13 protein-coding genes are annotated in these 14,917 nt (G+C 72.6%); 4 read left to right on the forward strand and 9 right to left on the reverse strand.

Annotated elements, in window-relative coordinates; all coding sequences use genetic code 11:
* Positions 1-38: 38 nt before the first annotated feature.
* The 4 genes from ACZ5OX_RS23915 to ACZ5OX_RS23930 all read right to left on the reverse strand — a co-directional run bounded on the left by ACZ5OX_RS23915 (position 39) and on the right by ACZ5OX_RS23930 (position 4,820).
* A complete protein-coding gene (locus ACZ5OX_RS23915) occupies positions 39-818 on the reverse strand; it encodes an amino acid ABC transporter ATP-binding protein (protein ID WP_465632791.1) in 780 nt (259 codons plus the stop codon).
* Positions 815-1,060 carry a LapA family protein gene (locus ACZ5OX_RS23920; protein ID WP_449788738.1) on the reverse strand — a complete coding sequence of 82 codons (246 nt, stop codon included), beginning with the start codon at positions 1,058-1,060 and terminating at the stop codon, positions 815-817. Before ACZ5OX_RS23920 ends, ACZ5OX_RS23915 begins: the two co-directional genes overlap by 4 nt.
* Positions 1,061-1,228: 168 nt before the next feature.
* Complete coding sequence (locus ACZ5OX_RS23925) at positions 1,229-3,001, reverse strand: ABC transporter ATP-binding protein (RefSeq protein WP_449788739.1); 1,773 nt, start codon at positions 2,999-3,001, stop codon at positions 1,229-1,231.
* Between the two features lie 43 nt (positions 3,002-3,044).
* Entirely contained in the window at positions 3,045-4,820 is a 1,776-nt protein-coding gene (locus ACZ5OX_RS23930; protein WP_465632794.1) for an ABC transporter transmembrane domain-containing protein, read from the reverse strand.
* Positions 4,821-5,506: 686 nt separating this feature from the next.
* Between ACZ5OX_RS23930 and ACZ5OX_RS23935 the strand changes: the two genes are divergently transcribed.
* Positions 5,507-6,373: an aldo/keto reductase gene (locus ACZ5OX_RS23935; RefSeq protein ID WP_465632796.1), complete on the forward strand. Its 867-nt coding sequence runs from the start codon at positions 5,507-5,509 to the stop codon at positions 6,371-6,373.
* Between the two features lie 179 nt (positions 6,374-6,552).
* On the opposite strand, the gene ACZ5OX_RS23940 is transcribed toward ACZ5OX_RS23935, so the two are convergent.
* The gene (locus ACZ5OX_RS23940) at positions 6,553-7,377 is read right to left on the reverse strand and encodes a MarR family winged helix-turn-helix transcriptional regulator (protein WP_392875632.1); all 825 of its coding nucleotides are present in this window, start codon (positions 7,375-7,377) and stop codon (positions 6,553-6,555) included.
* Positions 7,378-7,823: 446 nt separating this feature from the next.
* Between ACZ5OX_RS23940 and fabG the strand changes: the two genes are divergently transcribed.
* Both fabG and ACZ5OX_RS23950 read left to right on the forward strand, forming a co-directional pair.
* Entirely contained in the window at positions 7,824-8,591 is a 768-nt protein-coding gene (gene fabG / locus ACZ5OX_RS23945; protein WP_449788742.1) for a 3-oxoacyl-ACP reductase FabG, read from the forward strand.
* A gap of 378 nt (positions 8,592-8,969) precedes the next feature.
* Positions 8,970-9,632 carry a phosphatase PAP2 family protein gene (locus tag ACZ5OX_RS23950; RefSeq protein WP_402408551.1) on the forward strand — a complete coding sequence of 221 codons (663 nt, stop codon included), beginning with the start codon at positions 8,970-8,972 and terminating at the stop codon, positions 9,630-9,632.
* Between the two features lie 123 nt (positions 9,633-9,755).
* On the opposite strand, the gene ACZ5OX_RS23955 is transcribed toward ACZ5OX_RS23950, so the two are convergent.
* Positions 9,756-10,034 (reverse strand): I78 family peptidase inhibitor, encoded by a 279-nt coding sequence (locus ACZ5OX_RS23955; RefSeq protein WP_465632799.1) that lies wholly within the window; start codon positions 10,032-10,034, stop codon positions 9,756-9,758.
* Positions 10,035-10,106: 72 nt separating this feature from the next.
* Between ACZ5OX_RS23955 and ACZ5OX_RS23960 the strand changes: the two genes are divergently transcribed.
* Positions 10,107-10,379 carry a DUF6343 family protein gene (locus tag ACZ5OX_RS23960; protein ID WP_392875620.1) on the forward strand — a complete coding sequence of 91 codons (273 nt, stop codon included), beginning with the start codon at positions 10,107-10,109 and terminating at the stop codon, positions 10,377-10,379.
* A gap of 71 nt (positions 10,380-10,450) precedes the next feature.
* On the opposite strand, the gene ACZ5OX_RS23965 is transcribed toward ACZ5OX_RS23960, so the two are convergent.
* The 3 genes from ACZ5OX_RS23965 to hpnH form a co-directional block, all read right to left on the reverse strand.
* Complete coding sequence (locus tag ACZ5OX_RS23965; protein ID WP_465632801.1) at positions 10,451-11,851, reverse strand: aspartate aminotransferase family protein; 1,401 nt, start codon at positions 11,849-11,851, stop codon at positions 10,451-10,453.
* Complete coding sequence (dxs, locus tag ACZ5OX_RS23970) at positions 11,841-13,751, reverse strand: 1-deoxy-D-xylulose-5-phosphate synthase (RefSeq protein WP_465632803.1); 1,911 nt, start codon at positions 13,749-13,751, stop codon at positions 11,841-11,843. Before dxs ends, ACZ5OX_RS23965 begins: the two co-directional genes overlap by 11 nt.
* Before the next feature lie 136 nt (positions 13,752-13,887).
* Positions 13,888-14,916, reverse strand: a complete 1,029-nt coding sequence (hpnH, locus tag ACZ5OX_RS23975; RefSeq protein ID WP_392875611.1) for an adenosyl-hopene transferase HpnH — start codon at positions 14,914-14,916, stop codon at positions 13,888-13,890.
* Position 14,917 lies beyond the last annotated feature (1 nt).

Below are 14,917 nucleotides of genomic sequence, written 5' to 3' on the forward strand. Positions count from 1 at the left end.
CGAGCCGCGGGCGTCGTCTCACGGTTCACGGCGCCGCCTCAGTGCTTCAGGATCTTGGACAGGAAGTCCCGGGCGCGATCGCTCTCGGGAGCGCTGAAGAAGTCCTCCGGGGCGCGGTCCTCGACGATCCGGCCGTCGGCCATGAACACCACCCGGTTGGCGGAGGCCCGGGCGAAGCCCATCTCGTGGGTGACCACGACCATCGTCATGCCCTCGCTCGCGAGCTGGCGCATGACGTCCAGCACCTCGTTGATCATCTCGGGGTCGAGTGCCGAGGTGGGCTCGTCGAACAGCAGCGCCTTGGGCTCCATCGCCAGCGCGCGGGCGATCGCGACCCGCTGCTGCTGCCCGCCGGAGAGCTGCGCCGGGTACTTGGCGGCGTGCGAGGCGAGGCCCACCCGCTCCAGCAGCGCGCGGGACTTCTCGTCCGCTTCGGCCCGGGGCCGCCCGCGGACCTTGATCTGCGCGAGTGAGACGTTCTGCAGCACGGTCTTGTGCGCGAACAGGTTGAAGGACTGGAACACCATGCCGACCTCGGCGCGCAGCCTGGCCAGGCCCTTGCCCTCCTCGGGCAGCGGCTCGCCGTCGATCAGGATGGTGCCGTCCTCGATCGGCTCCAGCCGGTTGATCGCCCGGCAGAGGGTGGACTTGCCGGAGCCGGACGGCCCGATGACCACGACGACCTCGCCGCGCCCGACCGTCAGGTCGATGTCCTGGAGGACGTGCAGGTCCCCGAAGTGCTTGTTGACCCCGCGCACCTCGATCAGCGGGGTGAAGGCCGAGGCACCGGTCGGGGCCGACCCGGGGGCCGCGGTCACTTGCTGCGCCGCCCCTTCAACAGCCAGCCCAGCACGACGCCCGCGATCAGCGTGGCCAGCAGCGCGATCCAGAGCGGCGCGGTGACGGTGAAGACCCAGAACTGGATCTGCACCCTGTCGAGGTTGGCGAACAGGAACCACACGGCGAGGACGACGATGACGCCGATCCCGATGTAGCGCGTGGGAATCCCACCGATCTCACCGCGGGAGGAGCGGGACGAGCCGTCTGAAATCTTGGTCACCGGAGCAGTCTGCGGGCCGTACGGCCGATTTGCCCGATTACGCGCCATTCCGGGCCGGGGAGTAACCCGTACGGGGTAATCGAGCCCCGTACGGGTTTGGAAGCTCCCGGGAAGCTCCCGGGAAGCTCCCCGGAACCTCTCCTGAAGCTCCCCGGCCCGGACCTCCCACTACCGCTCGTCCCGCCAGGACCGCCAGAGCGCCGCGTACGGACCGCCCGCCGCGACCAGGTCCGGGTGGCTGCCGTACTCGCTGATCCGCCCGTCCTCGACCACCGCGATCACGTCCGCGTCGTGCGCGGTGTGCAGCCGGTGGGCGATGGCGATGACCGTCCGGCCCTCCAGCACCCGGGAGAGCGAGCGCTCCAGGTGGCGGGCGGCCCGCGGGTCCAGCAGGGAGGTGGCCTCGTCCAGCACCAGGGTGTGCGGATCGGCCAGCACCAGCCGGGCCAGCGCCAGCTGCTGGGCCTGCGGCGGGGTCAGCGAGGTGCCGCCGGAGCCGACCTCGGTGTCCAGCCCCTCCGGCAGGGCGTCCACCCAGGCCCCGGCGTCCACCGCTTCCAGCGCTGCCCGCAGCTCGGTGTCGTCCGCGTCGGGCGCGGCCAGCCGCAGGTTGTCCCGCAGGGTGCCGACGAAGACGTGGTGCTCCTGGTTCACCAGCGCGACCTCCGCGCGCACCCGCTCGGCCGGCATCCTCGCCAGCGCCGCCCCGCCGAGGGTCACGCTGCCGCGGCCGGGGGCGTAGATCCCGGCGAGCAGCCGGCCGAGGGTGGACTTGCCCGCCCCGGACGGCCCGACCAGCGCGACCCGGCTGCCCGGGGCGACGTCCAGGCTGATCCCGTGCAGGACGTCGGCGCCCTCGCGGTAGCCGAAGCGGACGTCCCTGGCCTCGACCCGACGGCCGTCCGGCCGGGCGGACTCGTCCCCCTCGTGCTCGGGCACCTCGCGCACGCCGACCAGCCGGGCCAGCGAGGCCTGGCCGATCTGGAGCTCGTCGTACCAGCGCAGGATCAGGTCCACCGGGCCGGTCAGCATCTGCGCGTAGAGCACGCCGGTGGTCAACTGGCCCACGGTGATCCAGCCTCGGAGGGTGAACAGCCCGCCGAGCACCAGGGTGGCGAGCACCGCCGTGGTGTAGACCGCGTCGATGGTCGGGAACCAGACCGAGCGCAGCCACAGGGTGTAGCGCTCCCAGGCCAGCCACTCGCGCAGCTTGCGGTCCGTCAACCGGACCCGCTGGTCGCCCAGCCGCAGCGCCTCGACCGTCCGCCCGGCGTCGACCGTCTCGGCCAGCACGTTGCTCACCGCCGCGTACCCGGCCGCCTCGCTGCGGTAGGACTGCGGCGCGCGCCGGAAGTACCAGCGGGAGCTGGCCAGCAGCAGTGGCAGCCCGATCAGCGCGGTCAGCGCGAGCAGTGGCGAGGTGACCAGCAGCGCACCGAGCACCAGCAGCAACGACACCACGGCGACGGCGAGTTCGGGCACCGCCTCGCGTACCGACTTGTCCAGCCGGTCGACGTCGGTGGTGCCCCGGGAGACCAGGTCCCCGGTGCCGGCCCGCTCCAGCACGCCGGTCGGCAGAGCCACCGAGCGGACCAGGAAGTCCTCCCGCAGGTCGGCCAGCACCCGCTCGCCGAGCACCGCGCCGCGCATCCGCGACCAGCCGGTGAACGCCGCCTGGGCCACCAGTGCCAGCAGGTACCAGGTGACCGCCACCGCGATGGTGGACCCGGCGGTGCCGGTGGCCAACGACTCGACCAGGCGGCCGAGCACCCAGGGCCCGACCAGCCCGGCCAGGGTGGCCGTCGAGTGCAGCACCACCACGGCGGAGAACCCGGCGCGGTGCCGCCGCGCGAGCAGCAGCAGGTACTCGCGCACGGCGGCCGGGGAACCGACCGGCAGGGTGGCGACGGGCCCCTGTTCCTCCTGGACGGGGGGCTTCATGACGTACTCCTCGCGTGTGTGGCAGGGATTTTGACGGCGGTCCTCATACGGCCCCGCCCACCGGACGGGCCGCTTCCTCCTCGCGGGTGACCACGGCCCGGTAGGCCGGCTCGGTCCGCATCAGCTCGCGGTGCCGCCCGGCCGCGACGGCCCGGCCCTCCTGCAGCAGCACCACCCGGTCCGCCTGGTCGAGCAGCAGCGGACTGGTCGCGAACACCACGGTGGTGCGGCCCGCCCTGGTGTCCCGCAGCCCGGTGGCGATCCGCGACTCGGTGTGCGCGTCCACCGCGCTGGTGGGCTCGTCGAGCACCAGCACCGGCGGGTCCGCCAGCAGGGCGCGGGCCAGCGCGAGCCGCTGGCGCTGCCCGCCGGAGAGCGAGCGTCCGCGCTCGGTGATCCGGGCGCGCATCGGGTCGCCCCCGCACTCGGGCGAGCCGTCCACCAGGGCTTCCAGCACGTCGTCGGACCGGGCCGCCGCCAGGGCCGCGGCGGCCGGGACCCGCCCCGAGGACGGGATGTCGAACAGCTCGGCCAGCGTGCCGGAGAGCAGCACCGGCTCCTTGTCGTGGACCAGCACCGCCGCCCTGGCCTCGGCCAGCGGCACCGAGTCCAGCTCCGTGCCGCCGAGCCGCACCGAGGCCTGCGCCCGTTCGCCCTCGGCCAGCGGGACGTGCCCGCCCAGCCGTTCGGCCAGCGACCCGGCGAAGTCCGGGTCCCCGCAGACCACCGCGGTCAGCTCGCCGGCCCGCGCGGTCAGCCCGCTCGCCGGGTCGTGCAGGTCCGCCTTGTCCGGCCTGGCCAGCGAGGCCTCGGCGGTGCCGGCGGTCCGGGCCAGCGAGAGCACCCGCACGGCCCGCCCGGCGGAGACCCGGGCCACGCTCCAGGCGTGCGCCGCCTCGCCCAGGACGCGCAGCGGAGCGGCCAGGAAGGCCGTCGCGCCGTACACCGCGATCAGGGTGCCGACGGCGAGCTCGCCGTCGGCCACCAGCCGGGCGCCGTACCAGGTGACGCCGACCACGAACAGCCCGGGCAGCAGCACCTGCTGCGCCTGCATCAGCGACCAGATCCGGGACGAGCGGACGGCCGCCGCGCGGACCTTCTGGGAGGCGGCGCGGTACCGCTCCAGGAACAGCTCCTCGCCGCCGATGCCGCGCAGCACCCGCAGCCCCGCGACGGTGTCGGCCGCCAACTCGGTGGCCTTGCCGCCGAGGTCGCGCTGCTGCTCGTAGCGCCGCTCGAACGGGCCGATCAGCGGCCAGACGGAGGCCGCCAGCACCGGGACGCCGAGCAGCACCCCGATCCCGAGCACCGGATCGACCGTCAGCACCGCCACGCTCACGGCCAGCCAGACGATCACCGCGGCCCGGACCCGGGCGACCAGCTCGACGTACCAGCCGATCCGCTCGACGTCCCCGCTGCCGACCGCGACGACCTCGCCGGTGGCGATCCGGCGGGACAGTCCGGCCCCCAGGTGCGAGGCCTGCCGGGCCACCAACTGCCGGACGTGGGTGGCCGCGTGGATCCAGTTCCAGACCGCCTGACGGTGCAGCAGCACCGTCCCGAGCGAGGCACCCGCGCCCAGCAGCAGCAGGAGCCCGCCGGAGCGCCAGATCCCGCCGGCGTCGCCGTCCACGGCGGCCTGCACGCCGAACCCGAGCGGTACCGGCAGGGCGGCCTGGCACCCCGTCTCGATCAGCGCCCAGAAGGTGGCGAGCAGTTGCCCGCGCCGCTGGCTGCGCTGCAGCCAGCGCAGGAAGGCCAGGGGTGAGGAGAGGTCGGGACTGCCGGGGTCGGCCAGCGGCAGAGGGGTGAGCAGCATGACACTCCGATGCGAGCGGTGCGCGGGTGCGGGTGTGCACGGGCGCACGGGGTACGGGGAGTTCGGGGGAACAGGGCGCGCGGAACGCCTCGGTGACGTGCGCGCAGCGCGGGCGGCGGCCGAACGGCAGGCGGCCGGAGCCGACGGACGGATGATGCGCGGCGCGGCGGCACGGCGGCGGCGCGACATCGGCGATGCGCCCGGAGGAGACACCGGACGGAGATGGAATGGGCACGAAGGGCCCGGAAGTCAGGAGGTCATGCCCGCGAGCCTGCCAAGCTCCGTGTGATCCGCGCAACAGGTTTTTCCACCGCGGCCTCCCACCCCCGCACCCCCGCACCCCCGCACTCCACGGCCCGCGCAACCCCCGCACGCCACACCCCGCACACCGCCGCACCCCACGGCCCGCACGCCCCCTGCACGCCGGGCCGCACGCCCCCGCGCACAGTCTCCGCACGCTCCGCGCACGCGAGTCCACAAGCCCCCACACGCCCCCGGAGGTCCTCACGGCTCCCCGACGGTCCCCCACCAGGGCGGTCTCCGCCCCGCCACCGGCGGGGGCCGCCACCCAGGGCAAACCCTCGCAAAGCTTCACTCAAGTTTCGCCCGTTCCACGGGAACAATCACACCGGGACACCAGTTGCCCCCACTGGAACCACAGGACAATCAGGAGGGCACCCCTTCCCGTGAGCACCATCCCCACCGTCACCCTCAACGACGGCGCGCAGATCCCGCAGCTCGGCTTCGGCGTGTGGCAGGTCCCGGACGCCGAGGCCACCCCGGCCGTCCGCGCCGCGATCGAGGCGGGCTACCGCTCCATCGACACGGCGGCCATCTACGAGAACGAGGCCGGCACCGGCGCGGCGATCGCCGAGGCACTGGCGGGCGGCGTGGCCCGCGAGGACCTCTACGTCACCACCAAGCTGTGGAACTCGGGCACCCGCGACTGGTCCGGCGAGCAGGGCCGCGACGCGGTGCTGCGCGAGTTCGACGCCTCGCTGGCCAAGCTCGGCCTCGAGCAGCTCGACCTCTACCTGATCCACTGGCCGCGCCCGATGCACGGCGACAGCTACCTGAACATCTGGAAGGCGTTCGAGCAGCTGAAGGCGGACGGCCGGGTCAGGTCGATCGGCGTCTCCAACTTCGGCACCGAGCAGCTGACCCGCCTGCTCGACGAGGCCACCGTCGCCCCGGTCCTGAACCAGGTCGAGCTGCACCCGTACTTCCCGCAGACGGAGCTGCGCGCCTTCCACGCCGAGCACGGCATCGCCACCGAGGCGTGGAGCCCGCTGGGCCAGGGCAAGGAGCTGCTCGCCGAGCCCGCGCTGGTGAGGATCGCCGAGAAGCACGGCCGCACCGTCGCCCAGGTGGTGCTGCGCTGGCACCTCCAGAACGGCGTGATCGCCATCCCGAAGTCGGTCACCCCGTCCCGGATCCGCGAGAACCTGGACGTCGCCGGCTTCGAGCTGGACGCCGAGGACCTCACGGCGATCGCCGCCGTGGCCACCGGCAAGCGGATCGGCCCGGACCCGCAGGAGTTCGACTGGAACTGACGCCCGGCCCGGGGGCCCGGCAGCCGGGTCCCCGAACCGCCTGACGCCCGGTCACGCGAAGACCGCCCGCACCCCTATGGGAGCGGGCGGCCTTCGGTGTGCCCCGATCCGCCAAAGCCCATGACATGGACCCTCAGCGTTTTGGCGAATCGTTTTGGCTACTGCGGCGAAGTTTTGACCTAGAGCCTGGCCGCCTTCGCGACGAGCGCGAGCGCGGCCTCGTGCTCGCCCTCCTCCAGCGGCGCCAGCAGCAGCCGCTGGACCTCGGCCACCCCGGCGGCCGAGCGGTGCAGCAGGTCCTGTCCCGCTGGTGAGAGCGAGAGCAGGTTGCGCCGTCCGTCCGAGGGGTCGCGCCGACGCTGCACCAGACCGCGGCGCACCAGCCGGCTGACCATCTCGGCCATCGTGGCCTTGTCCAGCGAGGCGAGCTCGCCGACCGTGCGCTGGTCGGCGCCCGGTTCCAGCTCCAGCGCGTCCAGCACCGCGTACTGCGGAGCCGTGAGCTCGACGCCCACGTGCTCCGACCAGAGCTTGGTGTGCACCTGCTGGCTCACCCTGATCAGGTAGCCGATCGCCCGTTGGGCGTCCAGTATCGGCCGCGCGTCGGTGATGACGGCGACCGCCGCGGGCTCCAGCCTGGCTATCTTGGCCATCACCCGGACGATCTCGACCTGTTCCTCCGCCGTGAGCGGCTCGAACAGGACGCGCTGCACGCGGACCACACCACCGGTGGCCTCGCGCACCGCCTGGGCTCCGCTCTGCGAGAGCGCCAGCAGCTTGCGCCGGCCGTCGGCCGGGTCGCGCCTGCGCAGCACCAGGCCGCGGCGGACCAGCCGCGCGACCATCTCGGCCATCGTGGCCTTGTCCAGCGAGGCACGCTCGCCGACCGTCCGCTGGTCCGCACCCGGCTCCAGGGCCAGGACCAGCAGCACGGCGAACTGCGGAGCCGTGAGATCGGCTCCGACGTGTTCGGACCACAAGCGGGTGTGAACCTGCTGTGCCACGCGAATGAGGTGTCCGGGCGACTGCTGAAGTCGCGCAGACACGCGGGTTGTCGGGATCTCCCCCAGCACCATGTATCCGTCCCGATGTCACACCCGGCGTGTGTGGGACACCCGGGTGGGGCAGTAACGGCGAGTGGGCGTCCAGCTATGAGGGAGGGCGCTCCAGCCGTGCAGCCGGTGGCTGCTGGCGGACACTATACAAACGGCGGGCCCTTGCTGGCAGGCAGGGGCGGATAGTAGACGCAGGTTCGGCAACATTGGCATATTTACGGGCTGCGAAGGCCTTGCAGTAACCCGTTCTCAGCAGAAAGCCGACCGGTCGGTCCTTACCCACCGTCACCTGCGTCTCTCCACCCTGGCCGTGTCCCCTACCCGCCGGTAGGGTGTGGCCACCCCTCTCCGGGGGCTCTCCCCGGGAGGCAACCCCGAGAGAGACGAGAGCGAGCATGACCGAGCAGAGCACCGCCCCCCGGGTCGCCGTCGTCACCGGTGCCGCCCGCGGTCTGGGCGCCGCCACCGCCGTCCGGCTGGCCGCCGACGGCTACGCGGTCGCCGTCCTGGACCTGGACGAGACGGCGGGCAAGGAGACCGTCGACCGGATCACCGCCGCCGGCGGCCGGGCACTGGCCGTCGGCGCCGACGTCTCGGACGCCGAGCAGGTCCAGGCCGCCGTCGACCGGGTGGCCGCCGAGCTCGGCGCCCCGGTCGTCCTGGTGAACAACGCGGGCGTGCTCCGCGACAACCTGCTCTTCAAGATGTCCGAGTCCGACTGGGACACGGTGATGAACGTTCACCTCCGCGGCGCCTTCCTGATGACCCGCGCGGTGCAGAAGCACATGGTCGACGCCGGTTTCGGCCGCATCGTCAACCTGTCCTCCTCCTCGGCCCAGGGCAACCGCGGCCAGGCCAACTACTCGGCCGCCAAGGCCGGTCTCCAGGGCTTCACCAAGACTTTGGCCATCGAGCTGGGCAAGTTCGGCATCACGGCCAACGCGGTCGCCCCCGGCTTCATCGCCACGGACATGACAGCCGCCACCGCCGCCCGGGTCGGCATGGACTTCGAAGACTTCAAGCGGGCTGCGGCCTCCCAGATCCCGGTCCAGCGGGTCGGTCGGCCTGAGGACGTCGCCCACACCATCTCGTTCCTCGCGAGCGAGGACGCCGGCTTCGTCTCCGGCCAGGTGATCTACGTCGCGGGCGGCCCCCTCGACTGAGCACGGAACCTACACAGGGTTACCACGGAGTGGGAAGCCGGGCGCACCGGCCTCCCACTCCGCTTGCTTTACCGGCGCTTTTGCAGAAGCATTCGACGGCCACACTGACATTCGATCCCGGAATAGCGGAAATCACCCCCCGAGCCGCCCCGATTCGACCCGATTGTCGATTTCCCGGGAAAATGACAATTACCACCGGAATAGCCCTGTCCGGCTGGGTAAGGTCACCCCGTGCAATCCAGAAGTACCCCCGCTCCCATTCCGCGCCAGGGGCCGGGGCGTCCCACCGCGGAAACCGGCCGCCGGGAACGCCCCACCACCCCCTCGCGGCCCCTCGCCCCGGTCCACCCCGAGCCCCGGGAGCCCGGCTGGCCCCCGATGAGCCGCCGCCGGGCCGCCCTGCTCGCCGTCACCCTCGCCGGCTACCTGCTGGTGCTGGCCGGGGTGCTGCTCAACACCGCGCTGGTCGACCTCGACTGGTCGGTCCGGCTGCTGCGCCCCTACGAGCGGTGGCCCCGGCTGGAGCCGCTGCTCGACACCTGGGTGGTCGCCGGGCAGCGCGGCCCCTCGGCGATCGCCGCCTTCATCTGGCTCGGCTGGCGGGCCCACCGCCTCGGCCGGGTGCGCCCGCTGCTGGTCATGGGCATCGCACTGCTGTTGCTCAACGTCACCGTCGGCGCGGTCAAGATCGTCACCGGCCGGCTCGGCCCGCACTACGCCCAGTACGTCGGCTCACCCGAGCTCTTCTCCGGCGGCACCATCTTCCCCTCCGGCCACACCGCCAACGCGGTGGTCACCTGGGGGGTGCTCGCCTACCTCGCCGTCCGCTGGCGGCGCACCGGCGCGCTGATCGCCGCCGCCACCGCCTGCTCGATCGGCCTGACCACGGTCTACCTGGGCACCCACTGGGTCACCGACGTCCTGGCCGGCTGGGCCGCCGGACTGCTCGTCCTGCTCTCCCTGCCACTGCTGGAACCCCTGGTCGCCGCCGCCGAACAGCGGCTCCACCGGCGCTTCGCCCGCCGCCACCTGCCCTGCTGAACCCCGGCCACCCCGAACCCGAACCGCCCGAACCCGAACCGCCCGAGCCGCCCGAACCCGCACCGACCTACGCCCGAGCGGCCCGCACCGACCCGGACGGCAGCCGGCCCGGCGCCCCCGGACCTACCCCTCCCAGCTGCGCTCGACCACCCCGTCACGCACCGCGAGGTTGAGCCGCCCGCGCCGGTACTCCATGGTCATCAGGTCCCCCGGCTCCAGTACCCGGACCGAAGCCCAGCCGTGCCGCCGGGCCAGCTCCCGGGCCCGCTCGATCCGCAGCCCCGCGTACCCCTCGCCGTCCGGGCCGACCTCACCCGAGCCGGAACCCGCGCCCGGGCCCGAGCCCGGGCCGGAGCCCGCCGCGTCCGAACCCTCGTCCGGACCCGCGTCCGAACCCGACATGGCGCCTCCCCGGCTGGTCCCTCGGACGTACGCTGGAATCGTAGCCCGACCGTGCGGTCCGGAGGTGAAGGCATGCGCACCACCACCCCGCGCCGGTGGCGCAGCGGCACCGAGCCGGCCACCGCCCGCAGCGACCTCAAGCTCCGCTACCTGCTCTCGCTCACCTTCACGCCGCTGTTCGCGCTGGCCACGGTGGGCTTCGCGCTCTGGGCGGCGGCCTCGCCCGCCTCCGGCGCACCCAGCCGGGGCACCCTCACGGGGTTCGCGGTGGCCTGCGGCCTGCTCACCCTGTTCGCCGTCGTCGATCTCGTGGTGGTCATCCGGCGTCGCCGGACCGAGCTCTGACGCGGTGTCTCCCACGGAGTGGGAAGCCGGCCGGGCCGGCTTCCCGCTCCGCGCCACCCGCGGCCCCCGCCTCAGCGGCCGGCGACGGCCTGCTTGACCAGGGTGCGCCCGAAGTCCCACATCAGTCCGCTCCCCCGGTGGGCCTCGTCCATGATCGCGGTGAATGCGTCCACGAACCGGTCCACGTCGTGCTCGGTGATGATCAGCGGCGGGATCAGTTTGATCACTTCCAGGTGGTCCCCGGAGACCTGGGTCAGGATGCGGTGCCGCTGCAGCAGCGGCACCACCACCATCTGCGCGAACAGCCCCTTGCGCGCCGCCTGGAGCGCGGTCCAACCGGTGCGCAGCTTGAGCGACTTGGGCCGGCCGAACTCGATCCCGATCATCAGCCCGCGTCCGCGCACCTCGGCGAGCAGCTCGTACTCGTCGACCAGCGCGGCCAGCCGTTCGCGGAAGTGGTCGCCGACCTTGCGGGCGTTCTCCACCACCTGCTCGTCGCGCATCACCTCCAGGGTCGCCAGCCCGGCCGCCATGGCCTGGGCGTTGGACCCGAAGCTGGCCGAGTGCACCAGCACCCGGTCCATCGAGGAGTACACCTTCTCGAAGATCCAGCTCTTGCCGAGCGTGGCCCCGACCGGCACGTACCCGCCGGACAGCGCCTTGGCCGCGCAGACCAGGTCGGGCAGCACGCCGTCCTCGTGCTGGTAGGCGAAGAACTCGCCGGTGCGGCCGATGCCGGTCTGCACCTCGTCGCAGATCAGCAGTGCCCGGTGCTCGTGCAGCAGCGCCTGGGCGGCCCGCAGCCAGCCGGGCGGCGGCGCCTGGACGCCCTTGCCCTGGATCGGCTCGACGATCAGCCCCGCGACGTCGCCGCGCTTCAGCTCCTTGGCCAGCGCGCCGAGATCGCCGAGCGGGATGGCGGTGTCCGGCAGCAGCGGGTCGAAGCCCTTGCGGAAGCCGCTCTCCCCGTTGACCGAGAGCGAGCCGGTGGTCAGCCCGTGGAAGGCGTGGTCGGCGTAGAGGATCCGCCGGCGTCCGGTGGCGTAGCGGGCGAACTTGAGCGCGGTCTCCACCGCCTCGGTGCCGCTGTTGCCGAAGAACACCCGGTCCAGCCCGGGCGCGTACGACAGCAGCCGCTCGGCCAGCAGCCCGGGCAGCGGCGAGCAGTCGAAGCGGACCAGGTCGGGCAGGTCGAGGTCCATCACCTGCTGGACCGCCGAGCGCACCACGGGATGGTGGCGGCCGAGCGCGAAGATGCCGAAGCCGGCCAGCATGTCGAGGTACTCGTTGCCCTCGGCGTCGTAGAAGTACTGGCCCCGGGCGCGCTCGTAGTACTTGTCGAAGCCGATGGTGTGCAGCATCCGCGGCAGCTGCGGGTTGAGGTAGCGGCCGTGCAGTTCGTAACGCTCGCCGCCGCGTTCGGCGATCAGCGCGGCGAGGTCGAAGGCGGGGCGGTCTGGTTCAGCCGGCATGGCGCGGGTTCGCTCCTCGGGTCGGTAGCAGGTTCTTGGCGAAGACGGCGGTCTGGGCGGCGACCCCGGTCCCGGTCAGCCCGGCCTCCTCCAGGATCTCCCCGCGCGAGGCGTGGTCGAGGAACTCCTGGGGCAGGCCGAGCACTCGCACCGGCACGTCCACGTCGGCGTCGCGCAGCGCCTGGGCGACGGCCGAGCCGACGCCCCCGGTACGGCCGTTGTCCTCGACGGTGACCACCAGCCGGTGGGCGGCGGCCAGTTCGGGCAGCACCGGGTCGACGGGTTTGACCCAGCGCGGGTCGACCACGGTCGCGGTGAAGCCCTCGGCGAGCAGCAGCCGGGCCGCGTCCAGGCAGGCGGGGGCGGTGGTGCCGACCGCGACCAGCAGGATCTCCGGCGCCCGCCCGGTGCGCAGCAGTACGTCCACCGCGCCGATCCGTTCGACGGCCGGCACCGCGGGCCCGATGTTCCCCTTGGGGAAGCGCACCACGGTCGGGGCGTCCTTGACCTCGACGGCCTCGCGCAGCTGGGCGCGCAGCTGTTCGGCGTCGCGCGGCGCGGCGAGCCGCAGGCCGGGGACGACCTGGAGGATCGACATGTCCCACATGCCGTTGTGGGAGGCGCCGTCCGGCCCGGTCACCCCGGAGCGGTCGAGGACGAAGGTGACGCCCAGCCCGTGCAGGGCGACGTCCATCAGCACCTGGTCGAAGGCCCGGTTCAGGAAGGTGGCGTACACCGCGACCACCGGGTGCAGTCCGCCGGTGGCCAGCCCCGCCGCGCTGGTGACGGCGTGCTGCTCGGCGATCCCGACGTCGAAGGTCCGCTCCGGGTAGGCCTTGGCGAACGGGGCCAGGCCCACCGGCTGGAGCATGGCCGCGGTGATCGCCACCAGGTCCGGCCGCTCGGCGCCGAGGGTGAGCAGCTCGTCCCCGAACACCGAGGTCCAGGAGACGCCGCCGCTGGGCGAGACCGGCAGGCAGGTGTACGGGTCGATCGGGTTGACGGCGTGGAAGCGGTCGGCCTCGTCCTGCTCGGCCGGCCGGTAGCCGCGCCCCTTGACGGTCAGGCAGTGCACGATGACCGGCCCGCCGAAGTTGCGGGCCTGGCGCAGCGCCTGTTCGACCGCGCCCAGGTCGTGGCCGTCGATCGGTCCGAGGTACTTGAGGCCGAGGTCCTCGAACATGCCCTGTGGGGCGAAGGCGTCCTTGAAGCCCTTCTTGGCGCCGTGCAGCGCGTCGAAGATCGGCTGGCCGACCAGCGGGGTGCGCTGCAGGGCCTCCTTGCCGAGGGCGAGGAAGCGCTCGTAGCCCTGGGTGGTGCGCAGGGTGGCCAGGTGGTTGGCGAGGCCGCCTATGGTCCTGGCGTAGGAGCGCTCGTTGTCGTTGACGACGATGACCAGCGGCCGGTCGCGCGCCTCGGCGATGTTGTTGAGCGCCTCCCAGGCGAGGCCGCCGGTGAGCGCGCCGTCGCCGATCACGGCGACGGTGTGCCGGTCGTGCTGGCCGAGCAGTCGGGCGGCCTTGGCCAGGCCGTCGGCGTAGGAGAGCGCGGTGGAGGCGTGCGAGTTCTCGACCAGGTCGTGCTCGGACTCGCCCCGCGAGGGGTACCCGGAGAGTCCGCCGCGCATCCGCAGCCGGCTGAAGTCCTGGCGGCCGGTGAGCAGTTTGTGGACGTAGCTCTGGTGGCCGGTGTCGAAGACGATCCGGTCGTACGGCGAGTCGAAGACCCGGTGCAGCGCGATGGTGAGCTCCACCACTCCGAGGTTGGGCCCGAGGTGGCCGCCGGTGCGGGTGACGGCGTCGATCAGGAAGTCGCGGATCTCGTCGGCGAGCAGCGGGAGTTCGACCGCCGGGAGCTTGCGCAGCTCGGCCGGGGACGTGACGCGGGAGAGCAGTGACATGGGTACACCTCACGACTCGGAGCGGTGCGGTGGTGCCTCCACCCGGCCCGGGCTCGGGGCCGGACCTGGTTCGGGGCGGAGCCGGCCCGGGCGCGGGGCCCGGGCCGGAGCGCCGACCTTGGGGTCAACTCCCCGCTCAGCGGCCCTTGTTGCCGCTGACGGTCTCGGTGATGGCGCGCAGCGACTGCTGGAGCGAGCCCATCGTCGCGAGGACGGCGGTCGGCTCGTAGCCGCAGTGGGCCATGCAGTTCTCGCAGCGTGGGTCCCTGCCGCGGCCGTACTTGCTCCAGTCGGTCTTCTCGACCAGCTCGCGGTAGGTCGGCACGTAGCCGTCGGCCATCAGGTAGCAGGGCCGCTGCCAGCCGAACAGCGAGTAGTTGGGGATGCCCCAGGGGGTGCACTCGAAGTCGGCCTTGCCCTCCAGGAAGTCCAGGAAGAGCGGGCTGTGGTTGAGCCGCCAGCGGTTGCGGTTGCCGCCGGCGAAGGCCTTGCGGAAGAGCTCCCTGGTCTGCTCGACGCCGAGGAAGTGCTCCTGGTCGGGGGCCTTCTCGTAGGCGTAGGCGGGCGAGATCATCATCTCGTCCACCTTGAGCTCGTCGTTGAGGTAGTCCAGCACCTCGATGACGGTCTGCGGGGTGTCGGTGTTGAAGAAGGTGCTGTTGGTGGTGACCCGGAAGCCCCGCCGCTTGGCCTCCTTGATCGCGGCCACCGCCTCGTCGAAGGTGCCCTCCTTGGCCACCGACTCGTCGTGCCGTTCGCGCATGCCGTCGATGTGCACGGCGAAGGTGAAGTACGGCGACGGCTTGAACTTGTCGATCTTCTTGCGCAGCAGTAGCGCGTTGGTGCAGAGGAACACGTACTTGCGGCGTTCGACCAGCTGCCGGACGATCTCGTCGATCTGCGGGTGCATCAGCGGCTCGCCGCCGGCGATCGAGACCATCGGGGCACCCGACTCCAGGACCGCGCCGACCGCCTGGGCGACGGGCATCCGCTGCTTCAGCACGCCCGCCGGGTGCTGGATCTTGCCGCAGCCCTCGCAGGCGAGGTTGCAGGCGAAGAGCGGCTCCAGCTCCACGATCAGCGGGAACTTGTCCCGGCGCTTGAGCAGCTTCTGCTGCATGAGGTAGGTGCCGACCCGCACGGTCTGGCGCAACGGCATGGCCATG

This window comes from Kitasatospora sp. NPDC032121 (assembly GCF_055580145.1).

Bases quoted from the DNA above. Each gene is read 5' to 3' on its own strand.
- ACZ5OX_RS23925 (WP_449788739.1), bottom strand. From the start codon at position 3,001: ATGAAGCCCCCCGTCCAGGAGGAACAGGGGCCCGTCGCCACCCTGCCG.
- ACZ5OX_RS23960 (WP_392875620.1), top strand. From the start codon at position 10,107: ATGCGCACCACCACCCCGCGCCGGTGGCGCAGCGGCACCGAGCCGGCC.
- hpnH (WP_392875611.1), bottom strand. From the start codon at position 14,916: ATGGCCATGCCGTTGCGCCAGACCGTGCGGGTCGGCACCTACCTCATG.
- ACZ5OX_RS23930 (WP_465632794.1), bottom strand. From the start codon at position 4,820: ATGCTGCTCACCCCTCTGCCGCTGGCCGACCCCGGCAGTCCCGACCTC.
- fabG (WP_449788742.1), top strand. From the start codon at position 7,824: ATGACCGAGCAGAGCACCGCCCCCCGGGTCGCCGTCGTCACCGGTGCC.
- ACZ5OX_RS23950 (WP_402408551.1), top strand. From the start codon at position 8,970: ATGAGCCGCCGCCGGGCCGCCCTGCTCGCCGTCACCCTCGCCGGCTAC.
- ACZ5OX_RS23965 (WP_465632801.1), bottom strand. From the start codon at position 11,851: ATGCCGGCTGAACCAGACCGCCCCGCCTTCGACCTCGCCGCGCTGATC.
- dxs (WP_465632803.1), bottom strand. From the start codon at position 13,751: ATGTCACTGCTCTCCCGCGTCACGTCCCCGGCCGAGCTGCGCAAGCTC.
- ACZ5OX_RS23955 (WP_465632799.1), bottom strand. From the start codon at position 10,034: ATGTCGGGTTCGGACGCGGGTCCGGACGAGGGTTCGGACGCGGCGGGC.